Raw genomic sequence first — 25,976 nt, forward strand, 5'->3', positions numbered from 1 at the left:
ACCCCGCCGACATCCACTTAAAAGGAATGTTGACGGGGTGGTTTTTTATGCCTTAAAACTCGCGCCACAATCCTTGCAATTTTCTCCGTCGCTTCCCGACCCCTTTGCTCCCCTCATCTGCTCATCGCGGATAGCAGAGCTGCTGGCCATCGGTAGTAAAATAGATACATGTCTACTAGCCCCTCCCCCACTAGCGACGTCTCAGGCAAGGCCACGCAGCTTGTCGCCAACGGTGTCAATTTCGATTACGAGGCAACGCCGATTCTCCGCGATGTCTCGCTCACGCTTTCCGACGGCGATGTCCTCGGCCTCGTCGGAGACAATGGGGCCGGCAAGTCCACCTTGCTCTGGGTGCTCTCGGGTCGTCGGAAGCCCACCAGCGGTACTGTCACGCACGTGGGCACCCGTGTCATTGGCTCTCAGGAGTTGGAGGCACCGTATGACTCGACGGTGCAAATGCTTATCGATGAAGCGTTAGGCCCTTCCAAGCGCCGTTTGGCGGATCTGGAGGAGGCTGCGGAGGCCTTGTCTACCGCGGATACTCCAGAGGCGTCAGCAGCCGCCGAGAAGGAGTATTCCAAGATCTTCTCCGATGTCATGGCACACGATGACTGGAACGCCGAGCACAACGCTGAGATTGTTCTTGACCATCTCGGTCTGACTGGTACCGCACCCGATGGCGCTCCCCTCACCGAGCAGCTGACGACGGAAATCTCCGGCGGTCAGCGCGCGAGGTTGGGGCTGGCAATTACGCTCATCCGCAAGCCGGAAATTCTGCTTCTCGACGAACCGACTAACCACCTCGATGAGAGAGGTCGCCAGCTTGTGATTGACACGATTGTCAACCACCCCGGCGTTGTCGTGGTCGCAACGCACGACCGTGATTTTCTCGACGCAGTATGCACCGTCATCGGCGACCTTGTCCCCGGGCGTCCCGGCATCGGTCTGTTCCGCGGCAACTACTCCGACTACGCGAAGCATCGTCGCCATGAACGCGACCTGTGGGAGCACCAGTGGCGCACAGAAGAGCATGAGCGTAATCGTCTGGAAGACACCATTGAAACCGGTGCTCGTCAGGTCTCCCCCGGCCGCGACATGACCGATAACAACAAGATGGCCTATGACCGCCGTGGTGGTCGCGTGGAGCGCCAAATTGCCCGTCGTGTGCGCTCTGCTAAGCAGCGGCTCGAAGAGCTCCAGGAAGAGGGCGTCGAAAAGCCCCCAGCGCTCCTTGGCTTTGATGCGCCACTGACGGCGCCGCTGCCGACGAAGCGCGCGGCGTCGGGAAGCGATGAGGACTTCCACATCAAGATGCGCGGCGTTGTGGTTCCCGATCGGATCCGCGTGGGTTCTTTGACTATTCGCCCGGGTGACAAGGTTGTGATTACCGGTCCGAACGGTGCGGGTAAATCGACGCTGTTTAAGACGATTATGGGGCAGATTGAGCCTCAGGCCGGCGAGGTTCGTGTCAACGAGGATGCGCGCATCGCAATGTTGGCGCAGGAACAGAATTGGGCTAATCCCAAGAAGTCCGCTCGCCAGCTCTACGATATGGCGCCTAATCCGCGTGTGCCGCTGGATGATCTCGGTCTGTTGAGTCCTGAGGATGCTAATAGGCCCGTAGGCGACCTCTCCGTCGGTCAGCAGCGCCGTGTAGCACTCGCGCTAGTTGTGGCGAATCCGCCGGAGATTCTGCTTCTTGACGAGCCGACGAACCATCTGAGCGTGGATCTCATTGAGCAGGTTCAAGATGCAATTGCCGCAGCAGAGGGCACTATTTTGGTGATTACGCACGATCATCGCATGGTCAATTCGCTAGAGGCCCGACACCTGCAGGTCAATGAAGGCGAAGTCATTGAGTTGCCCAAGGGCCAGAAGCCAGTGGAATTTGTCTAGCGTCTGCTCAGTAGGTACCTACACAAAAAGGTCTCTCCCACCAACTGCGTTGTTGGTGGGAGAGACCTTTCGGTTATCTACGACTGTGTCTCAGCCAGATTGCACTTAGATTAGTGCTTCTCCGGCGGAGTGATGTACTGAGTGTTGAGCTTCGTGGTAGCCAGGATCAGGATGACAGCACCGAGGACAATCAGCCAGTAGGCCATGAATGCGATGCCGTAGCCCATGAGCAGGATGCCCATGGTCATCACGAACGGCCAGATCGAGCTAGCGGAGAAGAAGCCGAGGGTACCAGCGCCGTCAGCGATCTCTGCTTCTTCGAAGTCCGACGGAGTGATGTCGGAGCGACGCTCAGTGAAGTGGAAGTAACCACCGAGCATCAGGGTCATGAGGGCTGCGATAACCAGACCGGTTGCGCCAGCCCACTCGAGGCGACCGTGGCTTTCGTTGATGACGTTACCGGTGTCCTGGAGGTACTGCGTGCCGAAAATGTAGACGACAGCCATGAACGCCAGGAACACGGTAAGTCCGTAGAAGAGCTTTGCTGCAGACTTCATTTGAGAACTTCCTTAAGTTACGAAACTTGGTGTGTTTACTTTGCGGTAGCGTTCAGGTCAACCGTGTTAGCACCGCGGTCACCCATATCGCGGGTGTCGGTACGACCGGAGTTGAACGGCGAAGTGGAGACTGCGAATGCCGGCTCACCGATGTGCTTCAGCGCATCAGCGTTGGTGGCCTCCGGGTTCTCCTGGCGGAACTTGATGTACTCGGTGAATGCCTCGCGGGAGACAGCACGAATCTCGAAGTTCATCATTGCGTGGTAGGTACCACACATCTCGGCGCAACGACCAACGAAGGCGTTCTTAACCTTGGAGCTCGGGTTGTCCTCCGGACGGTTAGCAATCTTGTCCGAGTCAATCTTCTCAATCTGGAAGACGCGGTTGGACTTGTTAGCTTCCGGGTGCGGGAAAGCATCGCGCTTGAAGAGGAACTCCGGGACCCAGAAGGAGTGGATCACGTCAGCGGAAGCGAGGTCGAACTGGATTGCGGTGTCTTCCGGAACAACGAGAACCGGAACCTCTTCGGTGGTACCGAGAGTCTCAATCTCGTCGTAGTGGAGGTAAGACAGGCTCTCCTTGGAGAAGCCGTGAACCGGGTGCTGCTTCTGCAGTGCGCGGTCTTCCTCGGACGGAACGTGGTGGCCGCCCTCGGTGAAGAACTGCTCATCCTTCGGCTTGTCAATACGACCGTTGTACTCTTCGCCGCCCATCAGGTCAGCGGAGATCTTGCCGTAACCGAACTTCCAGTTCCACTGGAAACCGGTGACGTCAACGGTAACCTCTGGCTCCTTATCCAGAGCCGTGACCTTGTCCTGAGTCTGAACGGTGAAGAAGAACAGAGTCATCACGATCAGAATCGGGATAATGGTCAGGACCAGCTCAACTGGGACGTTGTAAGCGGTCTGACGTGGGAACTCACCCTTACCCTTCTTCTCAGCCTTCTTGGCCGTGAAGTTGGTCATCGAGTAAATGGTCAAGCCCCAAACGATGATGCCGATAATCCAGGCGGCAACCCAGACCCAAACCCAGAAGTTCCCCATAGCCTGGGCCTCCGGGGTCACGCCTTCTGGCCAACCAAAGCGGAGCAGCTTGAAAAAGCCATTCTCCGGCGGATTAACGTCACAGCCTGCAAGCAGGGCTGCGCTACCGGCGGCAACGCCGAGGACGCCGAGCTTACGGGCGACTCCGAACTTTCTACGCTGATTCACGTGTGTCTGCCTTCCTGATCCACACAATTTTCGATAACCGATTAAGGTTTCGTCCTACCCAAGCAGAGTAGTCGATTCTTAAGCTTTCTCCACAATAAATATGGTTGTGGGGTGCTCTTGAGTATATCTGCCCTAATAAAATACTGAGAAAGACCCGCCTATCGGGGGTGGTAATAACAGTACTCACTCCTAGATAGTGTCCTCAACCCTTTGAATTTTTAATCTCACGAGCCCCGCGCACTGTGCTTCACGACGACTCCCGGCAACAGTATCCCACCCGTGCGATGACCTTGCTGCCCGCAACTTATCTCGGACACTGATGGTGTCGGCATTCCTCCTTTGCCTCATTAGGCATTAAAGTAGGTGCAGCATTTGATGGTGGCGCTATCCCAGTGGCGCTACCTGCTAGCGCTACTACCGCCAACTAGAAAGGTGCGCACACGAAGCATGTGTGGTCTTCTCGGAATCCTGACTGCCAATTCTGACGCTGCGGAGCTGGTCCCGGTCGTCGAAAGGGCTCTGCCATGCATGCGGCACCGCGGCCCGGACGATGCAGGCACGTGGCACGACGCGGATGCCGTATTCGGCTTCAACCGACTGTCCATTATTGATATTGCGCACAGCCACCAGCCACTGCAGTGGGGACCTGAAGGACAGCCAGATCGCTACGCAATGACCTTCAATGGCGAAATCTACAACTTCGTCGAACTTCGCAAGGAGCTGAAGAAGGAAGGCTACACCTTCAATACCTCCGGCGATGGTGAACCTATTCTCGTTGGGTTCCACCACTGGGGTGCTGACGTCGTAAAGCATCTGCGCGGCATGTTCGCCATTGCTATTTGGGACACGGTCGAGCGCAAGCTGTTCCTGGCGCGCGATCCGTTCGGCATTAAGCCGCTGTACTACGCCACTACCCCGCGCGGGACCATTTTCGGCTCCGAGAAGAAGTCGCTGCTGGAAGCTGCGCCGGAGATGGGTATTGATGACAAGAGTCTCGACAAGCGCGCGCTGGAGCACTACGTCGACTTGCAGTACGTTCCGGAACCGGAGTCGCTGCACACCGATATCCGTCGTATTGAGTCCGGCTGCAGCGCCTTTGTTACTCCGGGCGGCGAGGTCACACAGACTCGCTACTTCAAGCCGACCTTCCCTATCCAGCCAGTCGCTAAGGGCGCCGAACAGGACGTTTTCGATCGCATCGCCCGTGCGCTGGAAGACAGCGTGGAAAAGCACATGCGTGCCGACGTCACGGTGGGCTCGTTCCTGTCGGGCGGTATCGACTCCACTGCGATTGCGACCTTGGCAAAGCGCCACAATCCGAATCTTCTGACCTTCACCACCGGCTTCGAACGCGAGGGCTTCTCGGAGGTCGATGTGGCAGCCGAGTCCGCGGCCGCCATTGGTGTCGAGCACATTGTCAAGGTGGTCTCCCCGGAGGAGTTCGCCGGTGCTATCCCGAAGATCATGTGGTACCTCGATGACCCAGTGGCTGACCCAGCGCTGGTTCCGCTGTACTTCGTGGCGGCGGAGGCTCGCAAGCACGTCAAGGTCGTGCTGTCTGGCGAGGGCGCTGATGAACTCTTTGGCGGCTACACCATTTACAAGGAGCCGCTGTCACTGAAGCCGTTTGAGAAGGTCCCCTCTCCCCTGCTGCGCGGTCTGGCCAAGCTCGGCGAGGCACTGCCGGAGGGCATGCGGGGTAAGTCGCTGCTGCAGCGTGGCACCACTCCGCTGGAGCAGCGTTACTACGGCAACGCGCGGTCCTTTAATTTCGAGCAGCTGCAGGAAGTTCTGCCGTGGGCAAAGAAGGAATGGGACCACAGCGATGTCACTGCGCCGATTTACGCGCAGTCTGAGGGCTGGGATCCGGTAACGCGCATGCAGCACCTGGATTTGTTTACCTGGCTGCGTGGCGACATTCTGGTCAAGGCCGACAAGATCACCATGGCCAACTCCCTGGAGCTGCGCGTGCCTTTCCTCGACCGCGTGGTCTTCGATGTCGCGCAGACGCTGCCGGTGGACATGCGTGTCTCGCACGGCACCACCAAGTACGCACTGCGTCGCGCAATGGAGCAGATTGTTCCGGCTCACGTGCTCAACCGCCGCAAGCTGGGCTTCCCGGTGCCGATTCGCCACTGGCTGGCAGGCGACGAGCTCCACGGTTGGGCCGAGGACATCATTCGCGAGTCCCAGACCGACCACCTCATTAATAAGGATGCCGTACTGAAGATGCTTGCCGAGCATCACCCAACCGAGCGCGACCACTCCCGCCGCCTCTGGACCATCCTGGCCTTCATGGTCTGGCACGGCATCTTCATCGAAAAGCGCATTACACCAGACATCGAGGAGCGCGACTACCCAGTCGAGCTCTAAGGCGCTTTACGACGGCCCCTGCGACCGGTGGCCTCAACCTGGCTGTGGTTGTCGTTCAGTCCAGGGCAGCTATGGCTCAAAACTGACATATGGCTCAAAATTCAACATATGGTCGCGTATATGCGACCAAACGTTAGTCTCGAGCCATACGTCATCTTTGAGCCATAAGTCGCCCATGGCCATTCGCCCCATCAGCTCCAACCGACCCACCAGCCCCACTGATTCCGCCAGGCCTACAAGGCTCCACTGAGCCCCACCAAGGTGACCACCAAAACTGAGGCAACAAACAAAAAGTCGCGGGCCCCGCTCCATTAATAAGGAGCGGGGCCCGAGACTTTTACTATCCGGCGCTTTAACGCGACTGCCAAACCTCCGACTTAGTTGAAGGAGTCACCGCAGGCGCAGGAACCAGTTGCATTCGGGTTATCGATGGTGAAACCCTGCTGCTCAATGGTGTCAGCGAAGTCAATGGTGGCACCGGACAGGTACGGAACCGACTGACGGTCGACGACCAGCTTGACGCCGCCGAATTCCTCGGAGACATCGCCATCGAGGCTGCGGTCATCGAAGTAGAGCTGGTAGCGCAGGCCGACACAGCCGCCCGGAGCAACGGAAATACGCAGCGACAGGTCAGTAGCGCCTTCCTGGTCCAGAAGTGCCTTTGCCTTGGCGGCCGCAGCTTCGGTCAGGGTAACGCCAGTGCTCTGAGCAGTAGTCATAGCGCGTGTCCTCCTTGTTGAAGTATTAAGTCTTGCGAGTCGACCCCAAGGTCGGCTACGTCATTACTTATCACAACCTTACCGGCCAAACTTTAATTCCCAATCTTTGGTTCCTCTTTTTTAAATTTCAGTCACTGCTACTCCGAACCGCCCCCACCCAAGACTCCCAAATACCACCACCCCACATCACGGCCCCGCCCAAACGAAATCACGGCCGTCACGCAACCTAATTAGGGAAGCGAACTTAACCCCCTATAATCTGGGGTCGTGGATCTACCGTGGAAAAAGAATGACAAGAAGTCCAAGGCCGCAGCTAGCGCGGACACATCGACAGCTGAGGCAGCCAAGGAATCTGCAGCACACGCAGATAACGCTGCAGGCTCAGCCGACAAGGCCGCAGAGCCGAAGCACGGCAGCGCTTACACCCCGAAGAAGGGCCGCCCAACGCCTAAGCGCAACGAGGTCGAGCGTGAGCGCGGCATCCGCCGTGGCCCCGTCGAGGCACCCCTGACTGCGAAGGAAGCTCGCCAGCGCCGCAAGGAGCTCAAGGCTTCCATGTCCAAGGAGGAGCTCAAGGAGGCCAAGGCCCGCGAGCGTAAGGAGCGCCGCGAGCAGCGTCGTATAGCAGACGAGCGCATGGCAGCTGGCGACCCGCGCTACATGCTGCCGCGTGACCAGGGGCAGGAGCGCAAGTTCGTCCGTGACTGGGTGGACTCCCGCCGCTTCATTGCCAATATCTTCCTGCCGTTCGCGCTGGTTTTGCTGTTCATCATGATGATCGGCACTTCCCTGCCACGACTGGCCAACATTGCCTCGCTCATTGCGATGGTCCTGATTATCGCCCTGGTCATTGAGGGCATCTACATTGGCCGTCGCGCAAACAAGCTGGTCCGCGAGAAGTTCCCGAAGACCAACGAGGGCAAGTGGGGTCTGGGCTTCTACGCCTACTCGCGTGCATCCCAGCCTCGTCGCCTGCGCACTCCGCGTCCGCAGGTCAATATTGGCGACGAGATTAAGTAGTCGCTAGGCAGAGTCATGCGCACTCTCGTCTTAGGCGGCGCTCGCTCCGGCAAGTCTTCGTGGGCAGAGCGCGAGTTGCTGGCCACCGCTGGGCACGATTCCGTGCTGCATTACATCGCGACAGCACGGCCATGGCCCGGTGATACCGACTTTGAAGACCGCGTGGCCGAGCATCGGAGCCGTCGTCAAGCGCAGGGCGTGCAGTGGCGCACGATTGATGATGTCGACGCCGCCATCGTCCTCGCCGCCCCGGAGCAGCTCGACGCGCACCCAAGGGTGCTGCTCGATGATGTCGGCACGTGGCTGACGCATCAATTCGACGCGCAGGGTCTGTGGGAGGCGCCGCGCGGCAGTGTCGCGCCGTGGACGCGCCCGCTTGTCGACGCCGTGAGCAACTGGCCCGCGAGCGCTGACCTTTTTATTGTGTCGCCCGAAGTGGGCTTCGGTGTCATTCCCGAACACCGCTCGGGGCGGCTCTTTCGCGATGAAATTGGACTGCTGAATCAGCAGCTCGCCGCCGAATGTGACCGCGTTGTCCTTGTCGTTGCGGGATGCCCGCTTGAGGTCAAGGCGGCTTCCTAGACGGGCGCAAGTAAGCGGGGGCATTCAGCCTATCCCAATGGCTAATCGATATCGCGTTTCGGGTAGCGTTTGAGGTTATGAACGCGGATTTTTTTGCACCGGTAGCACGCCCCGATGAGCAGTCTGAACAGGCCGCTCGTGCGCGCCATGAACAGTTGACAAAGCCTGCCGGTTCGCTGGGCCGGTTGGAAGAACTTGGCATTTGGGTCTCTGCTTGCCAGGGCGAATGCCCTCCTCGGGAACTCAATGATTGCCGAGTCTTTGTTTTTGCCGGTGACCACGGTGTTGCGCAAAATGGCGTGTCCGCGTATCCATCTGAGGTTTCCATTCAGATGCTTGCCAATATCGAGGCCAAGGGCGCAGGTGTCAATGCCATCGCCGAGGTGTCCGGCGCCAGTGTTACGGCTGTTGATATCTCGCTTGACCACGAGGCCGAAGGTCCGTACCACGTGCGCCGCAGTTGTGGCTCCATTGACCGCGAGGACGCCATGAGCGAGGAGGAGCTGGACCAGGCAATTCGCGCTGGTATCACCATTGCTGATACCGCCGTCGACGAAGGCGCCGACCTGCTCATCGCTGGTGACCTCGGCATTGGTAACACCACTCCGGCCGCAGCTCTGATTGGCGCTGTGACTAACTCCGAGCCAGTTGTCGTGGTCGGTCGCGGTACCGGTATCGACGACGAGGGCTGGAAGCTCAAGGTCGCCGCTGTGCGCGATGCCATGTTCCGCGTCCGCCGCCTGCGCAATGAGCCGTTGGAGGTTTTGCGTCGCATTTCCTCGCCTGACCTGACTGCGATGGCTGCATTCCTGGCGCAGGCCGCTGTTCGTCGCACGCCGGTTATCTTGGACGGCGTTGTGGTGACTTCCGCTGCCCTGCTGGCAGATCAGCTCGCCCCGGGCGCGCGTGACTGGTGGGTCGCCGGTCACCAGTCCGCAGAGCCTGCGCATGCGATTGCGTTGCGCCACCTGGACAAGCAGCCGCTTTTAGAATACGGCATGCGCCTCGGCGAAGGCTCCGGCGCCGTTGCTGCACTCCCGCTGGTCAAGTCCGGTGTTTCCATCCTGCGCAACATGGCGACCTTCGCTGATGCAGGCGTGAGCACCAAGGACTAATCGCATTGTCCGACAAGGCCGGCCCCACTCACCAGAACAACCTCGACGGCGACCTCTCCGCCCACGGCAATGCCATCATCGAAGCGGTCAGCACCGCCCTGTCCTGGCTTACCGTCGTGCCTCTAAAAGGCGCACAAGTCTTTGACCGCATCACCGGCCGCCGCGCCATCGCAGCCGTGCCCATCGCCGGTCTCGTCCCGGCCGCCGGGGCCGTCCTGATCACCGCTGTCGTGTATTGGACGGCGTCGTTACGCACGTCCACGCTTTACGACGTCACTCCGTTGCTCGGCGGCGCCCTGATTATGGTGGCAGCGCAAATGCTGACCCGCGCGATGCACCTGGACGGACTGTCCGACGTGGCCGATGCGCTGGGTTCCTATAAGCCGCCGGAGGGGGCTCGGGAGGTGCTGCGCGACCCGAATGTGGGGCCTATGGGCGTCGGCGCGATTGCCCTGTCGTTGCTATCGTCGGCGGCTGCGTTCGGTGCACTTTCAGCGACTGCTGTGGACTTATGGGCCGACGGCCAGCTGTGGCGTGGCATTGTGGCGCTGGCCTTGCCTTTTGTCATTTCTCGAGCTGGTGCTGTCCTTGCTTGCTGGCGCGTCTTTCCGCCGTTTTCGCAAACTGGCTTTGGTGCGTTGGTTGCTGGCACGCAGTCCATTGGGACAGCAGCTTGCTGGTGGATTGGGCTGATTGCTGTGGCTGGCTGGGCAATTGGGCTGGTGGGAGTGATTGCTTGTCTGCTGAGTCTGATAGTTGCACTTCTGCTGACGAGGCACTGTGTGAGGAGGCTCGGCGGCGTTAATGGCGATGTTTTGGGAGCCGTCATTGAGACGACTTGTGCCGTGTCCGCTGTAGTGCTGGCACTGGGTTTCTGATGGCCTCTGAACTGCAGTTTTGACACTATTGCCCCCATTAGGGCTGTCTATAAAAAGAACTATTGACGGGGCTTTGAAAGCGGACGTATTCTGAGGTCACACCGCCGGGAAGGCGGAGTACAGGAGGCTCGTTTCGGGGCTCGCCCAAATTATTTTGCGTCGACCGTTTGCCGGGGCGCCATTAACGAGCACACCTTCTAGCCTCCCGCTAATTAAAAAAGCGCGTCTCGCTGCACCCTATGCGCGGGGCGCGCTTTTCTGTGTTGTGGGTTATTGCTGTGCTGGTGGTTTGCGAGGCGGCTGATTTTGAGTTCGATGGCCTGCATCGGAGATGAGCAACCGGACGAGCAACAAAAAAACTCACTGAGCGGTGTGCGATTGCTGACCACTCAGTGAGTTCTTGTTATGTGGTTGCGGCGGAGGGTGACGCAGCGAAAAACGTAACCGCTCCCCTGCCCGGCGCGAATTTCACGAGGTCCTAGTTGGTGCTAGGAATCCTGTGAGTGCTTGCCCTTTTTGTTCTGGTACACGATTGCACCGGCGACTCCGATAAACACCAGAATCACTACGACAACTGTGCCGATGACCAGCGGGCTCATTCCGTCTTCCGAGGAGTCAACAGCCTGCTGAGTGGAGTCTGCTCGGCTTTCGGAAGATTCCGCGCTCTGTTCTGAACTCTCGTCTGCGGACTTCGAATCATCCTTCTTCGGAGCCCCCTTTGCCAGAATTGGCTTATCCGACGGGGTCGGGCCATTCTTTTCAGTCGGACGCCAGGCAGGCCCCTTTGTAGGTTTGCCGTCAAGGAAGAAAGCCAACTCGAATGGCTGATCAATGCCGTGGTTTTGCTCATCAGAACGGTAGTTAGCCATTCGGACTGACACGTAGTAATAGCCAGCGTTAGCTTCGTCTCCGCCGGTTTTTTCTCGATTGTTGTATTCAATCGGGCGTGATGTCGACATGTTGAAGTCATCTGAATCCCGCCAGAAGCTTAGCTGCCCACTTTCGACTCTCATCTGGAACGGGTTCATGATGATGGCACCAATTGTGTCCACATCATCGCGCTCCGAATTACCAGTGCGTCCTGCAACGACCGGTCGCTGACCCCACTCGACTGGAATCTTGTAGAACTTCTGTTCACCAGGAACGATAGAATCGGAAATCGTGTCCCCGGACTTAACCTCTGGTGCCTGGGCGGCATTGGCACCGCCACTTACTGGCTTGGCTTCACCAAATGCTGCCTTCTTGTAGGAGTCTTCTCCTCCCGTGGAGTTCCAGCCCTCGTGGAGATTTTCCGCGTCGAGCTTTTTCAGCACCGGCTCGAATTGAACTTCGACTTCGACTTTGACAGGTGTATCGCGGAATTCTGCTTTTTGGTCACTTTGATAGACCCATACATTGTTGTTGACAAGCCACTTGGTCTGATCACAGCTTGAGTCGATACGATCACTTTCCCACGGGAGAAAACCTCCGGCGGCTGCTGTCGGATTCCAGGACTCTGCACTTGCCTCGCCACCGAATAGCGACCCCATAGATTTATCATCCTGGCACTGCCCGCCAGATTCATTTTGGATTTCCTCAACTGTCGCTCGGACATCCTGCTGGCCTTTACCGTCAGCGCTAATATTCGGCAGCACCTTAGTAGTAACGATTGCATTATGCCCTTCCGGTACCGCAATGCGGTAGTACAGCGGGGTGCGATCATCGCTGGCCACCTCAGGTACCAATGTGGTCTGGTAGCGCCCGGCGCCTAACCACTTAGCGTCTTCCTTGGTTTTAGAGAATTCGAACGGGGTGCCTGTGGTCTCATATCCCTTAACCGAACGCTGCGTCAAAAACTTCATATGATCTGCCAGCTGGGCAGAATCGTCCGCGGTCATGCTCTGGCCGCCGGTCGCCTGTGCAACACATTCCAACTCGGCACGAGCTTCATCGTCGACCTTGAAACCAACGGTGTGAATAGTCAGGCCAAGCCCCTGGCCAGCCAGTTCCTTGGCAACCTCACACACCGGAGGAGGCGCACAGGTATCGATGCCATCGGACACCAGGATGATTGACCGCTCACCGTTAGGCCCCAGCTCTTCAGCGGCCTTGCGCAGTGCGTTACCAATTGGCGTGTAGCCCTTGGCCTGCAGGCCAGCAATCTTGCTCTTCAGCCCTTCCTTATCAACCGGCTGAACCGGTGAGAGGACCTCAATGTCCTGACAACCTCGCTCACGGTTGGCCTCATCATTGGACTCACGCTGGCCGTACACCAGCATGCCCAACAGCGCATCATCCGGGAGGGAGTCAATGAGCTCCGTCGATGCCCGCTTCGCCGCATCCAGGCGGGTGCCATCGGCATCGTCGTTAAGCATTGAGCCTGACAGATCCATGATTAGTTCTGCCTTGGCCTCCCCGGAACCGCCTTCAGCGGGCGCGGGAGCGGGAGCGGGCGGGGCGTCGCCCTCTACCGGATTCGGCGCTGGGGCAGGCGCCGGAGCTTCCTGCGCGGCAGCCGTTGGCGTAGGAATGGCGGCAAAACCAATGGTCCATGCAGCAATCAGAAGTGCAGCAATGACTCCTGCTGCGGTGCGCTTAATTTCGACTCGCTCTTCCCCACTTGCTCCTGCGGGCTCATGGGGAATCCGACCTTTATAAAATAAATAATTTGTGAACATTACAGCGCCTCAAACTAATTTTCCATGAAAAAGAAACTTAATCGACACTGAATACATTGGCACACTGTGATTTAGGCGACAATAGAATATTTCGTCCGGTAAACGAACGTTATATGAACGATTGATGAACAATCCTGCTGCTGCCGGCTCGCAAGTGCCGTCGTAACGCCCCGCCACCAGCAAAAACAAAACCCCGGCCAGGAAAACTGACCGGGGTTAAAACCATATTTAATTCTTCAGCGCAACCACGCTCACGCCGATTGCGTCATCGTCAACCTTCTAGGCGCCGACTTCTTAGGCCTCAACCAGCTTGTAGATCCAGCCGTGAGTGTCCTCGACCTCGCCGTGCTGGATGCCGGTCAGGCGCTCGCGCAGCTTCATGGTCCACTCGCCGGTCTCGCCACCGTTGATTTCGAACTCGCCCTCAGCGGACTTCACAAAACCAACCGGAGTAATCACAGCAGCGGTACCGCAGGCAAAGGCCTCGCTCATAGCGCCGGACTCAGCATCGTTCTTCCAGTCCGCGGTAGAAATACGACGCTCTTCGACATTCATGCCCATATCCTCAGCAGCCTGCAGCAGCGACTTGCGGGTAATGCCCGGCAGCAGCGAACCGGACAGCGCCGGGGTAACCAGGCGAACGCCGGCGTCTGCGGTCTCATCCGGGTAAATGAACGCCAGGTTCATGCCGCCCATTTCCTCGATGTAGGTGCGCTCGACAGCATCCAGCCACACGACCTGGTCGCAGCCCTTTTCCTCCGCCTGCTGCTGAGCGGCCAGGGAGGCAGCGTAGTTACCGGCGAACTTCGCAGCACCGGTACCACCTGGTGCGGCGCGCACGTACTCGTGGGAAATCCACACGGTCACCGGGTTGATGCCACCGGAGAAGTAAGCGCCTGCCGGCGAAGCCATCAGCAGGAAGGTGTAGGAATTCGACGGGTGAACGCCCAGGGTGCTCTCGGTGGAGAACATCAGCGGGCGCAGGTACAGCGACTCCTCGCCACCGGCTGGCGGAACCCAATCGGCATCTGCCTCGACCAGCAGGCGGATAGCCTCCAAGAAGGTGTCTTCCGGCAGCTTCGGCATGGCAATGCGCTCTGCGGAGTCCTGAAAACGGCGAGCGTTCTGCTCCGGGCGGAAGGTAACAATCGAGCCGTCCGGCATGCGGTAGGCCTTCAGGCCCTCGAAGATTGCCTGGCCGTAGTGAAGCACGGAGGTCGACGGCTGGAGCTCAATCGAACCGTAAGGCTGCAGCTTGGCGTTGTGCCAGCCCTTGTCTACCGACCAATCAATTCGGACCATGTGGTCAGTGAAGTACTTACCAAATCCCGGGTTAGCAAGAATTTCTTCACGCTCAGCATCAGAGAGTGGATTCGGGTTACGTTCGATTGCAAATTCCAAAGCAGACATGTATTTCATCCTAAACCGTCTAGGAGCGCGCTGTAATGCAGTACGCCCCCATAAGGCCGTGGTTAGCGGGCCTTAAAAAGAAGCGTCACAGGCGCATGTCGCATGGTGACGGCATAAGTCGCGGCGCTGTATGAAGTCGATGCGCTATCCAGGGGTGTCGGACACGAACCAACAAATGGGGATACGGTGGTGTACCACATACTACGACTACAAGGAGATGCAATTTCATGTCAGTCCCCGCTAACTCCGATTCGGCGCAGCTGGCTCAGTCGCCCAACGCCGCAATTTTGACCGACCACCTCCCGGCGATCGGCACGCGCGTCCTCATCGAGGGCGCAGAGTCGCTGCCCGCCGACGCGGACTCGGTGCTGGTCGCGCTTATCGACGGCGAAGATGGCCTCGAGCTTGTCGCTCCTGAGGCGATCGGTTCGGTTGCTGAGGAATTGCTCACCGCTTTTGAAGCAGTCTCGGCCAGCGCTAAGGCTGAGTCCGTCACCACCATCCCAGCCCCGGCTGGAATCAACGCCGCAAGCGTTACCGGCGTTGGCGTTGGTTCCGAGGATCTGGACGCGGAGGACATTCGTCGCGCTTCCGGTGCCGCTGCCCGCCGCCTGTCCAAGGCAGAGGTCGTCTTTAACACGCTCGGCGCCATCGATCCGCAGGCGGCAGCTGAGGGCTTCGCACTGGGCGCTTACTCCTACTCCGGCCAGAAGAGTGCTGAGGACTCCGATAAGGCCGCCCAAAAGGTGGTCGTGTTGGGCGCTGACGAAGACGTCGTAAAGCGCGCTGCGGCGATTGTCGATGCCGTCAATACCGCACGCGACCTCGTCAATACGGCGTCGTCGCACCTCTACCCCGAGACATTCGCCGACGTCGCTGCCGCATTGGGCCGCGACGCTGGACTTGAAGTCGAGGTGCTTGACGACGAAGCCCTGCGCGCCGGCGGTTTCGGTGGACTCAATGCCGTTGGTGGTGGATCTTCGCGCGGGCCGCGCCTGGTGCGCCTGGCCTGGAAGGGCGATGAGAAGGCCGAGAAGTCGCTGGGCCTGGTCGGCAAGGGCATCACTTTTGATACCGGCGGCATTTCGCTGAAGCCGGGCGCAAACATGGAAAACATGATTTCGGACATGGGCGGCGCTGCAGCAGTTGTGGCAACCACCGTTCTGGCCGCTCGCCTGGGCGTTTCCACACCGGTGACGGCAACCGTGCCGATGGCCGAGAACATGCCGGGTGGCAAGGCATACCGTCCGGGTGATGTCATTGAGCAGTACGGCGGTAAGACCATTGAGATTCTCAACACCGATGCCGAGGGTCGCCTGGTACTGGCTGATGCAATTGTTCGCGCTTGCGAAGACAAGCCAACTCATTTGATTGACACCGCCACCCTGACCGGCGCACAACTGGTTGCACTTGGTGAGCGCACTCCTGGTGTACTGGGCACAGATGAGTTCCGCGACCGTGTTGCTGAGCTGTCCCAGGGCATTGGCGAAAATGGTTGGGCAATGCCGATTCCAGAGGAATTGGCCAAGGCTCTGCAGTCGCCAGTTGCCGACCTTCGCAATGTCACTGGCTCCCGTTTCGGTGGCATGAGCGTTGCTGCGGCATACCTGCGCGAGTTTGTCGCCGATGATGTTGAGTGGGTGCACATTGACGTTGCCGGCCCGGCCTTCAATACGACTGGGGAGTATGGTTATACCCCGAAGCGGGGCACCGGCGTTCCTGTTCGAACCATGTTCTCCGTGATTGAGGATTTGGCAACGAATTAGCCGGTCACACTACCGGGGGATTCGCTTTGTCGGCGAGGTGCATAGCGCGCCTCGCCGACAGCGGAAACTGCCCACGCGCAAGCTAAGTTTTCAACCTGTAAGCTTGTTTGTAATAACCGTCTTATAACGAGATTTCTTACTTTCGAGGAGTGCACAAACATGGCGACCTCTATTGAGATGCCCGAGCTCGGTGAATCAGTAACCGAAGGCACCATTACTACCTGGCTGAAGAAGGTCGGCGACACCGTCGAGGTCGACGAACCTTTGCTCGAGGTTTCCACCGACAAGGTCGACACTGAAATTCCATCTCCGGTCGCCGGTGTTCTCACCGAGATTCTCTTTGAAGAAGACGACACCGTAGATGTCGGCGAGGTCATCGCCAAGGTCGGCGAACCTGGTGAGGCCAAGGATTCCGGTGACTCTGATGACTCCGCGGAGGAAGCTCCAAAGGAAGAGTCTGAAGAGCCGAAGAAGGAAGAGGCCCCAAAGAAGGCCGCTTCCGGTTCCGCTACCGATGTTGAGATGCCGGAACTCGGCGAGTCCGTCACCGAGGGCACCATTACTACCTGGCTGAAGAAGGTCGGCGACACCGTCGAGGTCGACGAGCCTCTGCTGGAGGTCTCCACCGACAAGGTCGACACCGAAATTCCTTCCCCAGTCGCAGGCACCCTGCTTGAGGTCCTCTACGACGAGGACGACACCGTTGACGTCGGCGAGGTCATCGCCCGCGTTGGTGACGCTGACGCTGCACCGGCTGCTGAGGATGCCACTGAGAAGGACGAGGCTCCGACTGAGAAGGCTGAAGAGCCGGCAGCTGAGGCTGACGACGCTGATGAGACTGCTGACTCTAGCGATGCCACCGATGTTGAGATGCCGGAACTCGGCGAGTCCGTCACCGAGGGCACCATTACTACCTGGCTGAAGAAGGTCGGCGACACCGTCGAGGTCGACGAGCCTCTGCTGGAGGTCTCCACCGACAAGGTCGACACCGAAATTCCTTCCCCAGTCGCAGGCACCCTGCTTGAGGTCCTCTACGACGAGGACGACACCGTTGACGTCGGCGAGGTCATCGCCCGCGTTGGCAGCGGCAAGCCAAAGGCTGCGAAGAAGAAGGAAGAGCCGAAGGCCGAGGCTAAGCCGGAACCGAAGAAGGAAGCTCCGAAGAAGGAGGAGCCGAAGGCTGAGGCTAAGCCAGAGCCGAAGAAGGAAGCTCCGAAGGCACAGCCTAAGAAGTCCGCAAACCAGGATGTTCCGTACGTCACCCCGCTGGTTCGCAAGCTGGCTGAAAAGTACGGCGTTGACCTGACCAAGGTCGAGGGCTCGGGAATCGGTGGCCGCATCCGCAAGCAGGACGTTCTGCGTGCTGCTGAAGGTGGCCAGGACGCTGGTTCTGAGAAGTCTGGCTCCAACTGGTCCACCAAGGGCGTTCGCCCAGAGCTCGCTGAGCTGCGTGGCACCACCAAGCGTGTCAACCGCATCCGTGAGATTACCGCCGCCAAGACCCTTGAGTCGCTGCAGACCTCTGCACAGCTGACCCAGGTCCACGAGGCAGACATGACTGAGATCTGGGACCTGCGCGCTGCTAAGAAGGCAGAGTTCGAGCGCAAGCACGGCGCTAAGCTGACTTTCCTGCCGTTCTTCGCCAAGGCAATTGTTGAGGCTCTGGTTAACCACCCGAACGTCAACGCTTCCTGGAACGAAGAGACCAAGGAGATCACCTACCACGACGAGGTCAATCTGGGCATCGCCGTCGACACCGAGCGTGGCCTCCTCTCCCCGGTCATCCACAACGCACAGGACATGTCTCTGCCGGAGCTGGCTAATGCAATCGCGGACATCGCAGACCGCGCTCGCAACAACAAGCTGACTCCGAACGATCTGTCCGGTGGCACCTTCACCATCACCAACATTGGTTCTGAAGGCGCCCTGACCGACACTCCGATTCTGGTTCCGCCGCAGGCTGCAATGGTCGGCACCGGCGCAATCAAGAAGCGTGCTGTTGTCATCACCGATGACGGCTCGGATGCAATTGCAGTCCGCGCAATGGTCTACCTGCCGATGACTTACGATCACCGCCTGATTGACGGCGCCGATGCGGGTCGCTTCATGACGACCGTTGTTGACCGTCTCCAGGTCGCTGACTTCGAGTCTGATCTGCAGCTCTAAGGTCGCCCCGCCCCGCCTATCGGTAAATCCCCCATACCGGGGATATTGATTGGGAAGGACAGCGGTACGGCAGCTACTTCGGCTAGCTCCTGCTCAATAAACCGCCCTTATCGCACAGAGCGATTTGGGCGGTTTATGCTTTTCTATGGGCGTTTTACGGTTCAGCAACAGAATTCTCAGATTCACAAACTGCCAATCTGTAAATTCATTTCCTGTTAACCTTTTGGCTACTTTCTTTGAGGTTTCACGTTACCAATCTAAGAAACCATGAGAAAGCAGGCTCATTTTGTGCGCCTAATTTTGCCCTCAGTACGTAAATTAGAAAGGTGGAGCATGTCCTCGGCTCCAGCAGATTCGAGTACGTCGACAGGGGCCACAAATACTGAGCAATCACAAGCTCAGGACAAGTGGTGGCATCTGTTCTTCGGCGGCCTACTCGCAATCAACATCGTCATCTTTGTCTTCTGGGCGTACGACTTCGTCGGCCCACAGGCAAACACAGCAATTTTGCTAATCACCATCGCATTCGCCATCTTTATGGCGTTCAATATCGGTGGTAATGACGTCGCTAACTCCTTCGGTACCTCGGTCGGTGCTGGCACTTTGAGCATGAAGCAGGCGCTTGTTGTGGCTGCAGTGTTCGAGGTCTCTGGTGCCGTTCTGGCCGGTGGCGAAGTTACCGACACTGTCCGTTCCGGCATTGTGGACCTCGACGCTATTGAGGGCCTCAATCCCATGGAATTCGCCTTCATCATGATGTCCGCACTGCTTGGTGCGGCTATCTGGCTGTTGGTGGCAACCCGCAAGGGTTGGCCGGTGTCCACTACCCACTCCATCGTCGGCGGTATCGTCGGCGCTGCCCTGTGCGTTGGTTTTGTCACCGGCAAGGGCGGCTGGAGCATGGTCCAGTGGGGCCAGATCGGTCAGATTGCCATCTCTTGGGTCCTCTCCCCTGTTCTGGGTGGCGTTGTGGCATTCCTGCTTTTCGGCGGTATTAAGAAGTCCATTCTGGTCTACAACGAGCGCGCTGAGAAGCAGCTTCAGCAGATTCGCAAGGAAAAGGCTCAGCTCAAACAGGAGCACCGCGAATCCTTCGACAAGCTGTCGGATCATGAGCAGATTGCATACACAAACGCAATGCTGCGCGACGCAACCACGATGCGTGAGAATGACTGGACTCCGGATGACCTCGAGTCTCCATACTTCCGCAACCTCGTTCACATCGAGTCCAAGGTCGACGACGTAAACTCCCACCGCGCGCTAGAGGCCTGGGTCCCAGGTCTGGCTGCACTGGGCTCAGTTGTCATTTCGGCAATGATGCTTTTCAAGGGGCTGAAGAACCTCCACCTGGGTCTCTCCAGCCTCGCCAACTACCTGATTATGGGCATGATTGCGACTGCCGTTTGGTTGGCCGTCTACATCTTCGCCCGCACCTTGAAGCGCCAGGATCTGGATCGCTCGACCTTCCTGTTGTTCAGCTGGATGCAGGTCTTCACCGCTGCGGCATTCGCCTTCTCGCACGGTTCGAATGACATCGCAAACGCGCTCGGCCCGTTCGTCGCTATTCTCGATGTTCTGCGTACTAATGAGATTTCTTCCGAGTCCGCAGTTCCGCTCGCGGTCATGGTCACCATGGGTGTTGCCCTGGTCGCTGGTCTGTGGTTCATCGGTCGCTTCGTTATTAAGACCGTCGGTTCGGGCCTGACTGAGATCCACCCGGCATCCGGCTTCGCTGCAGAGCTTTCCGCCGCCGCCGTCGTGATGATTGCATCGATCATGGGTCTGCCGGTCTCCTCGACCCACATCCTGATTGGTGCCGTCCTCGGCGTCGGTATCGTTAACCGCGCTGCTAACTGGAACCTGATGAAGCCGATTGCTCTGGCTTGGGTCATTACCCTTCCGGCCGCTGCAGCAATCTCCGCTGTCACCGTGGCCATCCTGCGTGCGGTGTTCGGTTAAAACCGGAGGAGCCATTCACTAGAGCATCCGCTCTCCCGGCTCCCCTACTCCACCTCTTTCTCCGCCCCGGCGGTCACACGAAAAGTGACTGCCGGGGCGTTTTTATATCGGCTGATTACCTGCTCCGCTTCACCGAACTATTCCAAAATCTGAGACCGCATCGAATTCGGCGTATCCTATGAACCACCATGACTGCCCCAAGAAAACCTTTCACTCGCGCAGATAAATCCATCAGGGATTCCGCAGGTGAGATTGAAGTTCAGCATCTCGGATTAGTCGACTACATGGACACCTGGCATCTCCAGGCTGACCTGGCCGCTAAGCGTGCAAAGGACGAAATTCCAGATCAGATTCTCGTCCTTGAGCATCCCAGCCTCTATACGGCGGGCAAGCGCACGCAACCGGAGGATCGCCCGATCAACGGACTCCCGGTGGTCGACGTGGACCGTGGTGGCCGAATCACCTGGCACGGCCCAGGACAGCTAGTGATGTATCCCATCATTAAGCTCGCCACACCTGTCGATGTCGTGGATTACGTTCGCCGACTGGAAGAAGCCCTCATCCAGGCTGTTCGGCGCGCAGGTGTCACAGCAGCCGGCAGGATTGATGGCCGCTCTGGTGTGTGGGTGCCAGAGTCCAATGGAAAGCAAGACCGCAAGGTCGCCGCACTTGGCATTCGCGTCACTCACGGTGTGACCATGCATGGCCTCAGCCTGAACTGCGATAACACGATGGAGTTCTACGACTACATCGTCCCGTGTGGCATCTCGGATGCGGGCGTGACCACCTTGTCCAGCGAGCTTGAGCGAGATGTTACCGTCGCTGACATGACAGAACCACTGCTGGCGGATCTGCGTGATGCATTGGAGGGGCGTCTGACTGTCGCGGACCATTCATTTGGTTCGGCACCGGACCCGACTAAGGGGCTGCCACACCGTAGCCACCATGACCAGGTGAAGCACAACTCTGCCACCGGCATATTCGAGTACTCATCAACTAACAAGTAGGGTGAACCTGTGACTGTTAAGCCAGAAGGACGTAAGTTGCTGCGGGTCGAAGCACGAAATGCTGAGACCCCTATCGAAAACAAGCCTCGGTGGATTCGTAACCAGGTCCGCCCGGGCCCTAGCTACAAGGACATGAAGAACCGTGTCTCTGGGGCATCGCTGCATACGGTCTGCCAGGAGGCCGGTTGCCCGAATATCCATGAGTGTTGGGAAGACCGCGAGGCCACCTTCCTCATCGGCGGTGACAAGTGCACTCGCCGCTGCGATTTCTGCCAGATCAACTCAGCAAAGCCGGATCCGCTGGACAAGGACGAGCCTCGTCGTGTCGCAGAGTCCGTCCGCGAGATGGATCTTCGCTACGCCACCATCACCGGCGTTGCCCGCGATGATTTGCCCGATGGCGCTTCTTGGCTCTACGCAGAGACCTGCCGCCAGATTCATGAGCTCAACCCGAACACCGGCGTTGAGCTGCTGGTCGATGACTTCCGCGGCGACGAAGAAGCTGCTCAGCAGGTCTTCGATGCCAAGCCAGAGGTTTTCGCACACAATTTGGAGACTGTGCCGCGCATCTTCAAGCGCATTCGCCCCGCATTCCGCTACGAGCGCTCGCTGGAAATGATTACCCGCGCTCGCGAGGCCGGCTTGGTCACCAAGTCCAACCTCATTCTGGGCATGGGCGAGACGTACGACGAAATCATCTCCGCCATGGGGGACCTTCACGGCGCGGGCTGCGACATCATCACGATTACGCAGTACCTCCGCCCGACCCCGCTGCACCACCCCATCGACCGCTGGGTCAAACCGGAGGAGTTCGTCAAACTCTCCGAGGCCGCCGAAGAGATGGGCTTTGCCGGTGTCATGGCCGGTCCGCTGGTTCGCTCCTCCTACCGCGCAGGCCGTCTCTACGCCCGCGCGCTCGCACACCGTGGTCAGGAACTTCCAGCTCATCTCGCATCGCTTGCCGACGACAATGGCAGCGACCGCGCGCTACAGGAAGCATCCACTCTGCTGGATCGCTACGGTGCATCGGAGGACACTCCAGTGACGTCGTCTGCCCCTGTTTCTTAGAAAAAAGTGGCCTTTGGGTCCGTCGTAAAGCGAAACGAGCGTTGCTCGGCGCTGTCTATTGCCTAAAAGCGCAACGCATGCCCTAAAGTTGGTGATTATGGCGACCAATGATGCGAAAGAAATGAAGAAGGCGGAACGCGCCGCCAAGCGCGCAAAGCGTAAGCAGACTCGTAGCCAGATGTGGCAGGCGTTTAAGCTGCAGCGCTCGCGCGATAAGAAGCTCGTGCCGTACATGGCGCTGGGCTTTTTCGGCCCCATTATCCTGCTGCTGATTCTGGGCCTGCTGATTGGTGGCGCATGGGCATGGGTGCTGCCGATTATCGGTATCTCCATCGGTTTTATGGTCGCGATGTTCATTTTCTCGAAGCGACTGGAAAACTCCTTCTACGACGAAGCTGAAGGTCAGGCCGGTGCGGCGGCGTGGACACTGGACAATATGCGCCAGGGCGTCGGTTATGTCTGGCACGTTAAGACCGGTGTTGTTGCCAACCAGCACATGGACGCTGTCCACCGTGTGATTGGCAATGCCGGCATTGTGCTGGTCGGTGAGGGCGACCCGAACCGCGTCAAGCAGATGATTGGCCGTGAGAAGAAGTCGCTGGCTCGTATTGCGGGTGACGCTCCGATTTATGACATGATCGCCGGCAGCGAGGAGGGCCAGATCCCACCGAAGAAGCTGCAGCGTGAGCTGATGCGCCTGCCACGCAACCTGAATAAGGAGCAGGCTAACTCTCTCAATGAGCGCATTCAGTCGATGGACCGCATCCGCGATGCCCGAGCAAATATGCCGAAGGGGCCGATTCCACGCGGTGCCAACCCGCAGGCTGGTATGAACCGTCGCGCTCGTCGTGCAGCTAACCGCGGTAAGAAGCACTAACGCTTTCGCACGTTTGATTGAGGGGCCTTCGGGCCCCTTTTTTGTATCTTCTTAACCGTTCTCACCACTGCATTTGGTTACGCTCTAAATCGGTGGATAGGTGAAGATTTAGCCCAGTTATGCCACGATGGGGAGCGTGGCACTTTTGGCTGATAATGAACTCCTCGCACTACTTGTGATCATGTGTCTTGGCCTGGCAATTGGCCAGGTCAAGATTTTTGGCTTCAAACTCGGTGTGGCCGCCGTGCTCTTTGTGGGCCTCATTTTGGCGACAATCGAGCCGGCGATTCAGATTCCACCGCTTATCTACATCGTCGGTTTGGCGCTATTCGTCTACACCATCGGTTTGGAGGCGGGCCCAGAGTTCTTCAGCTCACTTCGCTCGCGCGGCATTAAGCACAACCTCTTTGGTATCGGCGTGCTGGTTGTCATTACCGCAGAGTCGTACTTGCTGATTAAGTTCCTGCCTATCGACGCAGTGGAGGGCGCAGGTGCCTTCACCGGTGCGCTAACAAATACGCCGGCCATGGCCGCTGTGGTGGATGCGCTGCCCAGCCTGATTAGTGATAAGGATGAGCTGGCTGCCGCTGCAGACATGCCGGTCATCGGTTACTCGCTGGCCTACCCCATCGGTGTGCTGGCCGTGATTGCCTCCATCGGCATCATGTCGAAGGTCTTCCGCATCGACCACCACCAAGAGGCTATTGACGCCGGTGTGGCTGCACTGCCGCTGCACACTCGTGACATCAAGGTCATGCGCAATGATTTGCCGACTGTCACGGAAATTCCACGCGAATACAAACTGGATATTACGGTGTCTCGCGTGGAGTACAAGGGTCACCTCTATATCCCGGAGCCGGGTGACTCTATCTCAGCCGGTGACATTATTTCCGTGGTTGGCACTGAGGACGAAATTGCGCGTACCGCAGAGCTGCTCGGTGAGCTTCTGCCGGGTAACCCCACCCACGACGAACGTCTGGATTTCCGCCGCATCTTCGTCTCCGCCACGGATGTTGTCGGAGTCCCGATTGCAGAGCTCCACGGCCGCATGGACGGCATGATTATCACCCGTATCCGCCGCGGCGACTTGGATATGGTCGCCGAGCCGGACATGCGCCTTGAACTTGGTGACCGCGTCCGCGTTGTCGCACCGCCGGAGATAATCAAGGCCGCAACAAAGTTCTTCGGAGACTCCTACAAGAAGCTTTCCGACGTCAACCTCTTGCCGCTCACCATCGGCCTGACGCTGGGCGTCCTGGTTGGTCTTATTAAAATCCCGCTGCCAGGCGGCAGCTCGTTGTCGCTGGGCTCGGCGGGTGGCCCGCTGGTCGTGGCACTGATTCTGGGTGCGCTTGGTCGTTCAGGTCCACTGGTGTGGCCTATTCCCTACTCGGCGAACTTGGCGTTTCGCACCATGGGCCTGGCTCTGTTCCTAGCCGGTATTGGTACCACTGCAGGTAAGGGCTTCCAGGCAGCACTGTCTGACCCGGCTTCGCTGACCGTGCTGGGAATCGCAGCCATCATCGCGTTTAGCTCCGCACTGCTGACACTGATTGTTGGTTACAAGGTCATGAAGATTCCGTTCGGCCAGACTGCGGGTATTCTCTCTGGTCTGCAAACGCACCCAGCTGTGCTGTCTTACGTCAACGACCAGGCTAAGAATGAGCTGCCGGCTATGGGCTACACCACGGTGTATCCGATGGCCATGATTATGAAGATCATTCTTGCCCAGGTTCTGGTCGTCATGGTGCTGTAGGGCTGGAGATAACTCGTTAAAACTGGCTAGAACCCGTTAACACGAGCTAAAGGGGGCTGGTTGCTTTCGCAACCAGCCCCCTTTTTCGCTAACTAAAAAAGATCTAGCCCAGGATTACTGCCGTGCCGGTGGCGCGGTCATGCATGCCGCGCATATCGGAATCGGTAATTGCCGGCGGCAGCAAGAACAGCGTCAGTAGACTGCGGAAGAAGGCGCGGACAAAGCCGACACGCTCGCCCGGCTTATCCACACGAGCAACGCCCATCTTCATCATCCACTGCCCTGGGGTGCGGGCAAACAGCCATACAGACACCGTGCCAATGACCAGGAAGACAACTGGCGTGTAGGTCGCCAGGAATGACTGCCAGGCGATAAACGAATCGCCGAACTGGTCAATCTGCTCCTGGCTCGGGCCGAAGAACATCGAGAACACGCCGGCGATCATCAGGGAGATAATCCAGTCAATAAGGATGCCGCCAACACGGCGCATGAGCGTCGCCTGCGATCCGGGCCCTTCAGGTGCAAGGCCCAATGCCTGGCCAGGATAGTCCGACAATTTATCCGGATTGTCGAACTGGCCTGGGATTTGAGGGCCATCGAGCCAACTGTGCTTTTCTTCCATGGCTCCATAGTCTAATGCAGCGATTCGGTAATCAATTCACCAACGAGAATCAGTGGAGACGCCATGCGGGGGTAAAACGGGGGCGAAGTTGCGCTGCCTTTTCCAATTTTTCTCGAGCGCAGGGGCCAAAGGAACGTCGTTAAGCAAGCGTAAAGCGAAAGCCCTGCGTATCCCGTACTTTTTCCGCCAACACAATATGCTCCCTATTTACGTAATCCCCTTCGTATTAGTGAAGCGTTAATAAGAGGGGGTCAAAAAAATGCGGTTCTAATTCCAGAATGATTGCGCGTTTCGTTAAGCTAGAGTTCGTCAACCGGCCAGTCCTTGACACCGTGGC

The 25,976-nt window shown here is 58.2% G+C and carries 19 protein-coding genes; 13 read left to right on the forward strand and 6 right to left on the reverse strand.

What is annotated here, in order from left to right; all coding sequences use genetic code 11:
• Nucleotides 1–168 precede the first annotated feature (168 nt).
• A complete protein-coding gene (locus Q4E11_RS03700) occupies nucleotides 169–1,896 on the forward strand; it encodes an ABC-F family ATP-binding cassette domain-containing protein (protein ID WP_303163782.1) in 1,728 nt (575 codons plus the stop codon).
• 110 nt (nucleotides 1,897–2,006) lie between these two features.
• Here the strand turns inward: Q4E11_RS03700 and Q4E11_RS03705 are convergent, their stop codons facing one another.
• Entirely contained in the window at nucleotides 2,007–2,453 is a 447-nt protein-coding gene (locus Q4E11_RS03705) for a cytochrome c oxidase subunit 4 (RefSeq protein ID WP_303163784.1), read from the reverse strand.
• A 35-nt stretch (nucleotides 2,454–2,488) separates the two neighbouring features.
• Complete coding sequence (locus tag Q4E11_RS03710) at nucleotides 2,489–3,664, reverse strand: cytochrome c oxidase subunit II (RefSeq protein WP_303163785.1); 1,176 nt, start codon at nucleotides 3,662–3,664, stop codon at nucleotides 2,489–2,491.
• A 447-nt stretch (nucleotides 3,665–4,111) separates the two neighbouring features.
• On the opposite strand from Q4E11_RS03710, the gene asnB reads away from it, so the two are divergent.
• Nucleotides 4,112–6,037, forward strand: coding sequence for an asparagine synthase (glutamine-hydrolyzing) (gene asnB / locus Q4E11_RS03715; RefSeq protein WP_303163786.1), 1,926 nt, complete (start codon nucleotides 4,112–4,114; stop codon nucleotides 6,035–6,037).
• 377 nt (nucleotides 6,038–6,414) lie between these two features.
• Here the strand turns inward: asnB and Q4E11_RS03720 are convergent, their stop codons facing one another.
• Entirely contained in the window at nucleotides 6,415–6,756 is a 342-nt protein-coding gene (locus Q4E11_RS03720; protein WP_303163787.1) for an iron-sulfur cluster assembly accessory protein, read from the reverse strand.
• Between the two features lie 267 nt (nucleotides 6,757–7,023).
• On the opposite strand from Q4E11_RS03720, the gene Q4E11_RS03725 reads away from it, so the two are divergent.
• From Q4E11_RS03725 to Q4E11_RS03740, 4 genes are all read left to right on the forward strand, one after another.
• Entirely contained in the window at nucleotides 7,024–7,776 is a 753-nt protein-coding gene (locus Q4E11_RS03725) for a DUF3043 domain-containing protein (protein ID WP_303163788.1), read from the forward strand.
• 15 nt (nucleotides 7,777–7,791) lie between these two features.
• On the forward strand, nucleotides 7,792–8,358 hold the full coding sequence (locus Q4E11_RS03730) for a bifunctional adenosylcobinamide kinase/adenosylcobinamide-phosphate guanylyltransferase (protein ID WP_303163789.1): 567 nt from the start codon (nucleotides 7,792–7,794) through the stop codon (nucleotides 8,356–8,358).
• 77 nt (nucleotides 8,359–8,435) lie between these two features.
• On the forward strand, nucleotides 8,436–9,473 hold the full coding sequence (gene cobT / locus Q4E11_RS03735; RefSeq protein ID WP_303163790.1) for a nicotinate-nucleotide--dimethylbenzimidazole phosphoribosyltransferase: 1,038 nt from the start codon (nucleotides 8,436–8,438) through the stop codon (nucleotides 9,471–9,473).
• A gap of 5 nt (nucleotides 9,474–9,478) precedes the next feature.
• A complete protein-coding gene (locus Q4E11_RS03740) occupies nucleotides 9,479–10,351 on the forward strand; it encodes an adenosylcobinamide-GDP ribazoletransferase (RefSeq protein ID WP_303163791.1) in 873 nt (290 codons plus the stop codon).
• Between the two features lie 488 nt (nucleotides 10,352–10,839).
• Here Q4E11_RS03740 and Q4E11_RS03745 read toward each other — a convergent pair whose 3' ends face one another.
• Both Q4E11_RS03745 and Q4E11_RS03750 read right to left on the reverse strand, forming a co-directional pair.
• Entirely contained in the window at nucleotides 10,840–13,008 is a 2,169-nt protein-coding gene (locus tag Q4E11_RS03745; protein ID WP_303163792.1) for a VWA domain-containing protein, read from the reverse strand.
• A gap of 294 nt (nucleotides 13,009–13,302) precedes the next feature.
• The gene (locus Q4E11_RS03750) at nucleotides 13,303–14,418 is read right to left on the reverse strand and encodes a branched-chain amino acid aminotransferase (protein WP_303163793.1); all 1,116 of its coding nucleotides are present in this window, start codon (nucleotides 14,416–14,418) and stop codon (nucleotides 13,303–13,305) included.
• Between the two features lie 227 nt (nucleotides 14,419–14,645).
• On the opposite strand from Q4E11_RS03750, the gene Q4E11_RS03755 reads away from it, so the two are divergent.
• The 7 genes from Q4E11_RS03755 to Q4E11_RS03785 all read left to right on the forward strand — a co-directional run bounded on the left by Q4E11_RS03755 (nucleotide 14,646) and on the right by Q4E11_RS03785 (nucleotide 25,017).
• Nucleotides 14,646–16,184, forward strand: coding sequence for a leucyl aminopeptidase (locus Q4E11_RS03755; protein ID WP_303163794.1), 1,539 nt, complete (start codon nucleotides 14,646–14,648; stop codon nucleotides 16,182–16,184).
• A gap of 159 nt (nucleotides 16,185–16,343) precedes the next feature.
• Nucleotides 16,344–18,350, forward strand: coding sequence for a 2-oxoglutarate dehydrogenase, E2 component, dihydrolipoamide succinyltransferase (gene sucB, locus Q4E11_RS03760; RefSeq protein ID WP_303163795.1), 2,007 nt, complete (start codon nucleotides 16,344–16,346; stop codon nucleotides 18,348–18,350).
• Nucleotides 18,351–18,683: 333 nt separating this feature from the next.
• Nucleotides 18,684–20,309, forward strand: coding sequence for an inorganic phosphate transporter (locus Q4E11_RS03765; protein WP_303163797.1), 1,626 nt, complete (start codon nucleotides 18,684–18,686; stop codon nucleotides 20,307–20,309).
• 188 nt (nucleotides 20,310–20,497) lie between these two features.
• A complete protein-coding gene (gene lipB / locus Q4E11_RS03770) occupies nucleotides 20,498–21,316 on the forward strand; it encodes a lipoyl(octanoyl) transferase LipB (protein ID WP_303163798.1) in 819 nt (272 codons plus the stop codon).
• Between the two features lie 9 nt (nucleotides 21,317–21,325).
• Complete coding sequence (gene lipA, locus Q4E11_RS03775) at nucleotides 21,326–22,384, forward strand: lipoyl synthase (protein ID WP_303163799.1); 1,059 nt, start codon at nucleotides 21,326–21,328, stop codon at nucleotides 22,382–22,384.
• 97 nt (nucleotides 22,385–22,481) lie between these two features.
• On the forward strand, nucleotides 22,482–23,261 hold the full coding sequence (locus Q4E11_RS03780; RefSeq protein ID WP_303163801.1) for a DUF4191 domain-containing protein: 780 nt from the start codon (nucleotides 22,482–22,484) through the stop codon (nucleotides 23,259–23,261).
• Between the two features lie 136 nt (nucleotides 23,262–23,397).
• Nucleotides 23,398–25,017 (forward strand): aspartate:alanine exchanger family transporter, encoded by a 1,620-nt coding sequence (locus Q4E11_RS03785; protein WP_303163802.1) that lies wholly within the window; start codon nucleotides 23,398–23,400, stop codon nucleotides 25,015–25,017.
• Nucleotides 25,018–25,120: 103 nt separating this feature from the next.
• Here the strand turns inward: Q4E11_RS03785 and Q4E11_RS03790 are convergent, their stop codons facing one another.
• On the reverse strand, nucleotides 25,121–25,639 hold the full coding sequence (locus Q4E11_RS03790) for an RDD family protein (RefSeq protein WP_303163803.1): 519 nt from the start codon (nucleotides 25,637–25,639) through the stop codon (nucleotides 25,121–25,123).
• Nucleotides 25,640–25,976 lie beyond the last annotated feature (337 nt).

Source organism: Corynebacterium sp. (assembly GCF_030532195.1).
Lineage (GTDB): Bacteria > Actinomycetota > Actinomycetes > Mycobacteriales > Mycobacteriaceae > Corynebacterium.